The sequence below is a fragment of the Kitasatospora sp. NPDC096077 genome, from assembly GCF_040303245.1.
Lineage (GTDB): Bacteria > Actinomycetota > Actinomycetes > Streptomycetales > Streptomycetaceae > Kitasatospora.
Window position 1 is genome coordinate 1 of sequence record NZ_JBEOSV010000066.1, and the last position, 6945, is coordinate 6945.

Below are 6945 nucleotides of genomic sequence, written 5' to 3' on the forward strand. Positions count from 1 at the left end.
CGGCCTCGTACTGGACGTACTTGGGCGATTCGGGCGTGCGTCCAGGCGGGATGCCCGGCGTCGCGCGCCCGGCAAGATCGGCCGGACAGGGCCTAACAGCCAGGCCCACCTCTTCCGCGACTCCCGGGATCACCACGCGGATGGGAATGTACGGTTCAACCGTCGTGTTCCGCCCGTCGATCCGCGCGAGTACGGTTCGCGATGTCGAGACGGACCGGAAGAAGAGGGACGGGGGCATCAGGTGGGGCGGGAGAAGGCTCTTGTGCTCGGGGGCGGCGGCGTGGCCGGGATCGCCTGGACGTTCGGCGTGCTCGCCGGGCTGGCGGACGGCCCGTCAGGTGTGGACGTCGGGACGCCGGACGTGGTGATCGGCACGTCGGCGGGCTCGGTGGTGGCGGCGCAGCTGCGGCCCGAGGTGTCGCTGCTGGAGCGCTACGAGCACCAGATCAAGCCGCGGCCGGACGGCGCCGAGACGGAGCTGACGCCCGTCGGGATCGACCTTCAGGACGTGTGGCTGCAGCTCACCGAGGCACGGACCGGCACCGACGATCCGCGGGAGCAGCGGCGTCGGGTCGGCGCGCTGGCGCTGGCGGCGTCGACCGTGGACGAGGCCGCGCGGCGGGCGTCGGTGGCGGCCCGGCTGGCGCTGTCCTCCTGGCCGGAGGGCGATGTGCGGATCACCGTGGTGGACGCCCGCACCGGCGAGGACGTGGTGTTCACCCGCGAGTCGGGCGTCGACCTCCTCGACGCGGTCACGGCGAGTTGCGCGGTGGCCGGTGTCTGGCCGCCCGTCACGATCGGGGACCGCCGGTACGTGGACGGCGGCGTGCGCACCATGGTGAACGCCGACCTTGCCACGGGCTTCGACCGGGTGCTGATCCTCGCCCCGCTCGCCACGCCCGACCTCGACCAGGAGGTGGCCGAACTGGCACTGCACTCCCGGGTCGTGGTCATCACCGCCGACGGAGCCACCCAGGCCGCCTTCGGCACGAACCCGCTGGACCCGAGCACCCGCACCCCCGCAGGCCTCGCCGGCTTCACCCAGGGGCAGGAGAACGCCGAGGCCGTACGCGCCCTGTGGACCGAGTAGCGGTCGGCACGGTCACCGAACCACCGTTCCGACCCCCGGCCACCGGCTCGGGCACGCCGTCCCCGGCGGTCACCAGAAGCGGGCGAGGGCGCTGTCCTTGAACGGCTGGGGCGAGACGCTGAGGTCTCCGGAGAAGGGGTGGTCGAGGACGATGACGAGGAGCAGGCTGAAGCCGATCAGGGTGGCGACGGTGCCGACGAACAGGAGCCGGGCGGGCCGGGCGCGTACTCCGTAGAGGAAGGTCAGCATGGTGATCACGGCGGCACCGCCGAAGACGAGGACCTGCAGCAGCGCGGGCAGGCTTCCGTGGCTGTCGGCGATGCGGGTGCGGCGCAGGGCCGCGACCTCGTTGAGGCTGTCCAGGGCCTTGGTGTAGAAGGCCTGCTCGGACGTGGTCCGGGGTTCGTAGTCGGTGAGGGCCCGGTACATGCCGTCGACCGCGCGGGTGGTCACCGCCGAGTCCCCCTTTCCCGCCCGCATCAGGGGCCACTGGTCCTCGACGACGGCGTGGACGTAGTCGTGGACGGCCGTTTCCACGGCCTGGCGGGTGACGGGCGGGAAGGCCTGCGCGTCGCGGGCGATCTGGGAGACGGCGCTGGCCTCGCCGGCCACGACGTGCCCGGCGTCGTGCAGCTCGGTCCACAGGTTGACCACGACGAACGCCAGGATGATGCCGTAGATCGCGCCGAACACGCCCAGCAGTACCCCGACCATCTCGTTGTACCCGCCGTCCGCCAACCGCGGGAGCCGGCGCACCGCCAGCACGCTGCCGGCCAGCGCGGCCAGCACGAACCCGCCGACCACCAGCGCGGTCAGCGGCACGGTCGGGACGTGGTTGAGCAGCCACAGGTCCAACGCGTCTGAACTCCTTGCGGGCCGGAGCCCCCGATGGGCTTTCGCCGCCATCATCGTCCGAGTCGCCCCGCTCGACTACTTCACGCCCGCCGGGACGTGTCGTGGGACCGCCCGGCCGGTGTGGTCCGGCCGGGCGGTCTTTCTGGTCGGGCCGTACGTGGTTCCCCGGGGTGAGGGCTGGTCAGCCGGTCACCAGTCGTGGTCGTCCTGGGTGGCGGTGGCGTGGGCGGTGCTGCCGGTGAGGTTGCCGCCGGGGGCGGGGGTGAAGGTGGCGGTGTAGCCGTTGAAGCGCAGGTCCTTGGCGACGCCGCTGGTGGCGGGCGGGTTGGGGCCGGTGTAGGAGGGGCAGGTGGCGACGCCGTCGGCGTCGGTGGTGGCGGTGCACAGGACGGTGCCGTGGCCGGTGCTGCCGCTGGTGAACACGACGGTCTGGCCCGCGATGGGGGTGCCGGTGGTCTTGCCGGTGAGCGTGGCGGTCATGCGGGTGAAGGTGAGGGTGGCCCGTCGGCGGGCGAAGGCGGTGTCGGTCGCGGTCAGTACGGTCGCGGTCGGGGCCGGGGTGACCGCCACACCTTCCGGCCCGGTGCCGACGGGGATGGTGGCGGTGACGGTGTTGGTCGCCGTGTCGATGACCGTCACGTTGTTCGCGAACGTGTTGGTGACGTAGGCGTGCGCGCCGTCCGGGGTGACCGCCACACCGAACGGCCCGTTACCGGCGGTCACGGTGGCCGTGACGGTGTTGCTCGCCGTGTCGATCACCGACACGTTGTTCGAGCCGAAGTTGGTGACGTAGGCGTGGGCGCCGTTCGGGGCGATCGCCACACCGTCCGGCTCCCCGCCGACGGCGATCGTGGCGGTGACGGTGTTGGTCGCGGTGTCGATGACCGTCACGTTGTTGGAGAAGGTGTTGGTGACGTAGGCGTGGGTGCCGTCCGGGGTGACGGCCACACCGAACGGCTCGGTGCCGGCGGTGATCGTGGCGGTGACGGTGTTGGTCGCGGTGTCGATCACCGACACCGTGCCCGAGGTCCCGTTGGTGACGTACGCGTGGGCGCCGTCCGGGGTGATCGCCACACCGAAGGGCTCGGTGCCGACGGGAACGGTGGCGGTGACGGTGTTGCTCGCCGTGTCGATCACCGACACATCGTTCGTGCCGTCGTTGACGACGTAGGCGTGGGCGCCGTCCGGCGTGATCGCCACGCCGTACGGATTGCGGCCGACGGGGACGTTGACGGTGACGGTGTTGGTCGCCGTGTCGATCACCGACACCGTGTTCGAGCCGTTGTTGGTCACATAGGCGTGGGCGCCGTCCGGGGTGACCGCCACACCGACCGGCACGAAGCCGACGGGAATGGTGGCGGTGACGGTGTTGCTGGACGTGTCGATCACCGACACGTTGTTCGAGCCGTTGTCGGCGACGTAGGCGAAGGGGCCGCCCGGGACGGCCGCGGGCGCGTGCAGAGCCCGTGCCGCCGTCACCGGATGGGCGAGGCCCTCGGCCCGGTGGTCGCCCGAGCCCGTTCGGGCGACGGCCTGGACGGCCGGCAGCACCACGAGCCCGACCACCACGGCCAACGCCGCGGCCAACGCCATGACCAACCTGCCGAACCACTCCGGGAGCCGCTCCGGCCCCCCGTCTCTTCCCCGAAGGGGCCCCGCTCCTACATGCCGTCCGTTCACTGCCGTCTCCCATCCCATGGAAAAGGGCCCCGGCCCACAGCATGACGGAACGTCGGACGAAGACCCTTGATCACCGAAGGCGATCGCTGGGAACTCTAAGTGACCAAAAGCCGTGGCCGACTGACCACCGGAACACAACGCGCCACGTGTCGGACCCGCCCCGACCGCAACGACACCCCCGGCCGCCGGCACCTGCCCGCCGGACCACCCGGCCCGGTGACGCCCTACGCGCCTTCGGCGAGCAACTCCGCCAGACGGTCCGCGAATTCGGTGAGCCAGTCCAGTCGTGGTCCGCTGCGGGCGATGCGGAAGCCGTGGCGGCGACCCCAGAACGCGGCCTGCACCGCATGGAACTGGGCCCAGCGCCGGACGCGTTCGCGGTCGAGTTCCGCCGCCTCGGCGAACACGTCCACGATGCGGTGGACGGCCCTGCGCGGGTCGTCCACTTCGAGGAGCGTCAGCGCGCGCAACTTCAACAGGGTGCCGCCGTCGTAGGCGGGATCCCCCGCGTACCCCTTGGGGTCGACGGCCAGCCACGGCTCGCGGCCGGCCCGCAGGATGTTCCGGGCGTGGAGGTCGCCGTGGACCAGGGTGTCCGGCTGGACCCGGCCCAGCTCCCGGACGGTCGCCACTGCGGCATCCACCACCCGGCGCGGCAACGAATGCGCCAACTCATGGGCGTCCCTGCGCAGTTGCTCCTCCCAGGCATCGGCCTGCCCGCGCAGCCGGGGCAGTCCCGGCGGTGCGGGGACGGCCAGCCGGCGATTGAGCCGCCCGGCGACCGTCACCACCGCGTCGCCGTCCTCGACCTGCGCCAGCGTCGCCGGCTCGACCCGCTCCAGGAGCATCGCGAACCGCCCGTCGTCGCGCTCGTGCAGCAGGACGGCGCCGCGCCCGGCCCAGGCCACGAACGCGTCCGGCTCATGGACGTTGCCGGGATGCGGGAACGACACCTTCAGCACGGCGGCCTCCCCGCCCCGCCGCCGTACCGGGACGACGACACCGACGCCGCCGTGCATGACCTCGCCGTCCGGCACGCACTCCCAGCACCCCAGCAACTCCTCCACGATCCCGGGCAGCGTGGCCAGCCACTCGGCCCCGGCCTCCCCCTCGCGCTCGACGGTGCCCCGCGCGAACTCCTCTGGCGTAGCGATCATTTCGGCACCCTACGCGCCGGACCCGGCACAGTCACCGAGTTCCCCGGAGCCGATCCGCCGGCCGTTGCACGGGCCGAGGTTTGAGTACGCGTACTCATGCGGCACCCGGACGCACCGGTGGAAGATCATCAAGGCCGCACCGCGCGACCGCCGCCAGGCCTGCCCACGCCGACGAGGGCGCTTCCGCCTCGGCCGGACCCGACCGTCATTCCCCGGGGGAACTCCCTTGCGCTCCGCAACCGCGCTCCGCACCGCCGCCGTTCCGGCCGCCGTCGCACTCGCCCTCGTCCTGACGGGCTGCGGCCCCGACAACAGCGACGGCCCGGCCGGTGCGGCCACCACCACCGCGGCCCCGGCCACCGCGCCGCCGTCGACGGCCGGCAGCGCGCTGCCCGGCATCACCGCCGCACCGACCACCGCCACCCCCACGGCCCCCAGCCGTTTCGCCGACGCGCTCGCGCCGACCGCCACCGCGAAGGGCACCTTCGCCGACCACGAGAAGGGCGACATTTCCCTCACCATCGGCCCCGTCAAGGTGGCCAAGGGCGACATCGCCGACCTCGCCAAGTTCCTCAAGCCCGAGGACATGGCCGGCAAGACCCCGTACTACGTGCACGTCACCTACACCCACACCGGCGGCAACGGCATCTTCGAGCCCTACTTCAACCTCCGCCTGCACGCCATGACCGGCGACACCGCCCAAGCCCGCAAGGTCGACCTGCTCAGCGCCTTCCCCACCTGCGAGAGCGACGTCCCCCAGGGCGGCAAGGACTTCGTCAAGGGCCAGAGCGACCACGAGTGCGCCGTCTACCTCGCCCCCTCCGACAAGCCCGTCCAGTACATCGCGTGGCTCGACAAGGACGACAAGCCGCTGGCCTGGAAGGCCGGCTGACGCCGGGGCCGGCCGGAGGGTGAGGTCGGCTCGGATGATCCCGTAGCGGGATTCGCACCAGCGCCAGTGGCACCAGGCGGTGCTGTTCTTCAGCTGCATCTGCTCGGCGGCCGTGGCGAGGGTCTCCCAGAAACCGGGCGAGAGCGGGCCGACGTCGCCGAGTTCCTCCAGCAGCCCGAGGGCCACCTCCCACTCATCGTGCGTGAGGTAGTCCCAGACATCGTTGATCGTGATGTCGTTCTCGGTGGCGATCCCCTCGGGGACCAGCAGGCAGGCGGCTTCCAGCAGCTCGGCGACATCCATACTCTGGTTCTGGACCACGACGTCCTGGCCGCGGCCGGGGATCCGGGGCCGACGATCGAGGGCGCGCTCGCTCGCGGTCAGTCGGGCGAATGAGGGGAGCGATCTGTTCGCGGAGCCGGTCACCTCGTCACGGGCCGCGGGCCTGCCGGACGGTTCGTCACCCCTTCGCCGGCTCGAATACGAAGCGGAACTGCTCCGCCCCGCTGAGCAGTTCCGTTCTCGTTTGCTCGCCCGACTCCAGCAGGCTTCCCCAGAAGACATTGAGCATGAAGTCGCGCGACGGCCCACCGAGGTCCAGCGTCAGACCGGCAGGGCCGGAGAACAGGGTCCATGCCTCGATGCGCCCCGTAAGAGACCTGTAGGGAGCCCTGGCGATGAGTCTGAACCCGTCCGGGCGGGCCGGCTTGTCAGTGATCTCAAGCGTCACGGCCGCATAGTGTTCCCGAATCGGGCTTCGAATCTTGATCGCCCCGTCGGTCAGCGTGATGCCCGGAACATCGCCGCACAAGGGAAGGTCCATCCAGTCGCCGTCCTCGGCGAACTCGTCCTTCTCCCAGAGCCCGAACTGCGAACGTTCAACCGAAACCAGGCCTGCCGCCTCGGCGGGAAATGACCGCATATCGCCGATCCTTCCACACGGCTGTCACTCAGGGGCCTGACAGGAAGTAGCGGGGACGAGCCGACGACGCGGCCGGGCGCCGCGTCGTCGACCACGCCTTACGCGTTCGGGTCCCAGGCGACGAGCCGCTCAAAGATGACCCGGTCGCCGTCGATCTTCACCGACTCCAGCGGGGTGCGTCCGTAGAACCACAGGACCAGCTCACCGGCCGTGCCCTGGGCGGAGGCGTCGGCCGGGGCCAGGGCCTCGCCATCTCCCTCGCCGGCAGCCGGGAGGGGGGGGGGGGGGGGGGGGGGCGCCCCCGCCCGTTAACGCGCCGGTGGGGCCCCGGGGGGGGGGGTGTGGGGAG

General features: G+C 71.7%; 8 protein-coding genes and 1 pseudogene. 3 read left to right on the forward strand and 6 right to left on the reverse strand.

Features of this window, described 5'->3' with window-relative positions; all coding sequences use genetic code 11:
* Window positions 1-262: 262 nt before the first annotated feature.
* A complete protein-coding gene (locus ABTZ03_RS35410; RefSeq protein WP_350517282.1) occupies window positions 263-1090 on the forward strand; it encodes a patatin-like phospholipase family protein in 828 nt (275 codons plus the stop codon).
* Between the two features lie 69 nt (window positions 1091-1159).
* Here ABTZ03_RS35410 and ABTZ03_RS35415 read toward each other — a convergent pair whose 3' ends face one another.
* From ABTZ03_RS35415 to ABTZ03_RS35425, 3 genes are all read right to left on the reverse strand, one after another.
* Window positions 1160-1945: a bestrophin-like domain gene (locus tag ABTZ03_RS35415; protein WP_350517283.1), complete on the reverse strand. Its 786-nt coding sequence runs from the start codon at window positions 1943-1945 to the stop codon at window positions 1160-1162.
* 189 nt (window positions 1946-2134) lie between these two features.
* Entirely contained in the window at window positions 2135-3538 is a 1404-nt protein-coding gene (locus ABTZ03_RS35420; RefSeq protein ID WP_350517284.1) for a YVTN family beta-propeller repeat protein, read from the reverse strand.
* 311 nt (window positions 3539-3849) lie between these two features.
* Window positions 3850-4782: an aminoglycoside phosphotransferase family protein gene (locus tag ABTZ03_RS35425; protein ID WP_350517285.1), complete on the reverse strand. Its 933-nt coding sequence runs from the start codon at window positions 4780-4782 to the stop codon at window positions 3850-3852.
* Window positions 4783-5008: 226 nt separating this feature from the next.
* Between ABTZ03_RS35425 and ABTZ03_RS35430 the strand changes: the two genes are divergently transcribed.
* Entirely contained in the window at window positions 5009-5674 is a 666-nt protein-coding gene (locus ABTZ03_RS35430; RefSeq protein ID WP_350517328.1) for a hypothetical protein, read from the forward strand.
* 6 nt (window positions 5675-5680) lie between these two features.
* Here ABTZ03_RS35430 and ABTZ03_RS35435 read toward each other — a convergent pair.
* Window positions 5681-5962 (reverse strand): annotated as a pseudogene (locus ABTZ03_RS35435) (hypothetical protein); the annotation flags it as partial.
* Here ABTZ03_RS35435 and ABTZ03_RS35440 point away from each other — a divergent pair.
* Window positions 5873-6070 (forward strand): hypothetical protein, encoded by a 198-nt coding sequence (locus ABTZ03_RS35440; protein ID WP_350517329.1) that lies wholly within the window; start codon window positions 5873-5875, stop codon window positions 6068-6070. The pseudogene ABTZ03_RS35435 and the gene ABTZ03_RS35440 sit on opposite strands and share 90 nt — an antisense overlap.
* 64 nt (window positions 6071-6134) lie before the next feature.
* Here the strand turns inward: ABTZ03_RS35440 and ABTZ03_RS35445 are convergent, their stop codons facing one another.
* Together ABTZ03_RS35445 and ABTZ03_RS35450 are read right to left on the reverse strand one after the other, a co-directional pair.
* On the reverse strand, window positions 6135-6596 hold the full coding sequence (locus ABTZ03_RS35445) for a hypothetical protein (protein ID WP_350517286.1): 462 nt from the start codon (window positions 6594-6596) through the stop codon (window positions 6135-6137).
* A 98-nt stretch (window positions 6597-6694) separates the two neighbouring features.
* Window positions 6695-6838 (reverse strand): hypothetical protein, encoded by a 144-nt coding sequence (locus ABTZ03_RS35450; RefSeq protein ID WP_502894693.1) that lies wholly within the window; start codon window positions 6836-6838, stop codon window positions 6695-6697.
* Between the last annotated feature and the right edge of the window lie 107 nt (window positions 6839-6945).

What these genes read in the sequence shown, in the direction of transcription:
- ABTZ03_RS35445 (WP_350517286.1), bottom strand. Translation starts at nt 6,596, where the DNA reads ATGCGGTCATTTCCCGCCGAGGCGGCAGGCCTGGTTTCGGTTGAACGT.
- ABTZ03_RS35425 (WP_350517285.1), bottom strand. Translation starts at nt 4,782, where the DNA reads ATGATCGCTACGCCAGAGGAGTTCGCGCGGGGCACCGTCGAGCGCGAG.
- ABTZ03_RS35420 (WP_350517284.1), bottom strand. Translation starts at nt 3,538, where the DNA reads ATGGCGTTGGCCGCGGCGTTGGCCGTGGTGGTCGGGCTCGTGGTGCTG.